The sequence below is a fragment of the Streptomyces sp. NPDC091371 genome, from assembly GCF_040684275.1.
Lineage (GTDB): Bacteria > Actinomycetota > Actinomycetes > Streptomycetales > Streptomycetaceae > Streptomyces.
Map to the genome: position 1 here is coordinate 1,723 of NZ_JBFBFP010000107.1, position 1,639 is coordinate 3,361.

The window sequence follows — 1,639 nt, forward strand, 5'->3', positions numbered from 1 at the left end:
ATAGCGGATAGTACCGTGAGGGAATGGTGAAAAGTACCGCGGGAGCGGAGTGAAATAGTACCTGAAACCGTGTGCCTACAAGCCGTGGGAGCGTCGGGATCTTCGGATCCTCGTGACTGCGTGCCTTTTGAAGAATGAGCCTGCGAGTTAGCGGTGTGTAGCGAGGTTAACCCGTGTGGGGAAGCCGTAGCGAAAGCGAGTCCGAATAGGGCGATTGAGTTGCACGCTCTAGACCCGAAGCGGAGTGATCTAGCCATGGGCAGGTTGAAGCGGAGGTAAGACTTCGTGGAGGACCGAACCCACCAGGGTTGAAAACCTGGGGGATGACCTGTGGTTAGGGGTGAAAGGCCAATCAAACTCCGTGATAGCTGGTTCTCCCCGAAATGCATTTAGGTGCAGCGTCGTGTGTTTCTTGCCGGAGGTAGAGCACTGGATAGGCGATGGGCCCTACCGGGTTACTGACCTTAGCCAAACTCCGAATGCCGGTAAGTGAGAGCACGGCAGTGAGACTGTGGGGGATAAGCTCCATGGTCGAGAGGGAAACAGCCCAGAGCATCGACTAAGGCCCCTAAGCGTACGCTAAGTGGGAAAGGATGTGGAGTCGCAGAGACAACCAGGAGGTTGGCTTAGAAGCAGCCACCCTTGAAAGAGTGCGTAATAGCTCACTGGTCAAGTGATTCCGCGCCGACAATGTAGCGGGGCTCAAGCGTACCGCCGAAGTCGTGTCATTGCAGCAATAGGGCCAACGCCCGCTGTGATGGGTAGGGGAGCGTCGTGTGCCGGGTGAAGCAGCAGCGGAAGCTAGTTGTGGACGGTTCACGAGTGAGAATGCAGGCATGAGTAGCGATACACACGTGAGAAACGTGTGCGCCGATTGACTAAGGGTTCCTGGGTCAAGCTGATCTGCCCAGGGTAAGTCGGGACCTAAGGCGAGGCCGACAGGCGTAGTCGATGGACAACCGGTTGATATTCCGGTACCCGCTTTGAAACGCCCAATATCGAATCCATTAATGCTAAGGCCGTGAAGCCGTTCCGGACCCTTCGGGGAAAGGAAAGTGGTGGAGCCGCCGGCCCAAGGTGGTAGTAGGTAAGCGATGGGGTGACGCAGGAAGGTAGTCCAGCCCGGGCGGTGGTTGTCCCGGGGTAAGGGTGTAGGCCGAGGGGTAGGCAAATCCGTCCCTCATATAAGGCTGAGACCTGATGCCGAGCCGATTGTGGTGAAGTGGATGATCCTATGCTGTCGAGAAAAGCCTCTAGCGAGTTTCATGGCGGCCCGTACCCTAAACCGACTCAGGTGGTCAGGTAGAGAATACCGAGGCGTTCGGGTGAACTATGGTTAAGGAACTCGGCAAAATGCCCCCGTAACTTCGGGAGAAGGGGGGCCATTCCTGGTGATGAGACTTGCTCTCTGAGCTGGGGGTGGCCGCAGAGACCAGCGAGAAGCGACTGTTTACTAAAAACACAGGTCCGTGCGAAGCCGTAAGGCGATGTATACGGACTGACGCCTGCCCGGTGCTGGAACGTTAAGGGGACCGGTTAGTGACCTTTCGGGGTTGCGAAGCTGAGAACTTAAGCGCCAGTAAACGGCGGTGGTAACTATAACCATCCTAAGGTAGCGAAATTCCTTGTCGGGTAAGTT

Annotated in this window: 1 other annotated feature (cut by a window edge). The window is 56.3% G+C overall.

From position 1 onward, the window contains the following. Positions 1–1,639: a sequence feature (mutual gap in cmsearch alignment for this rRNA model is longer than 100), on the top strand (it extends 189 nt beyond the left edge of the window).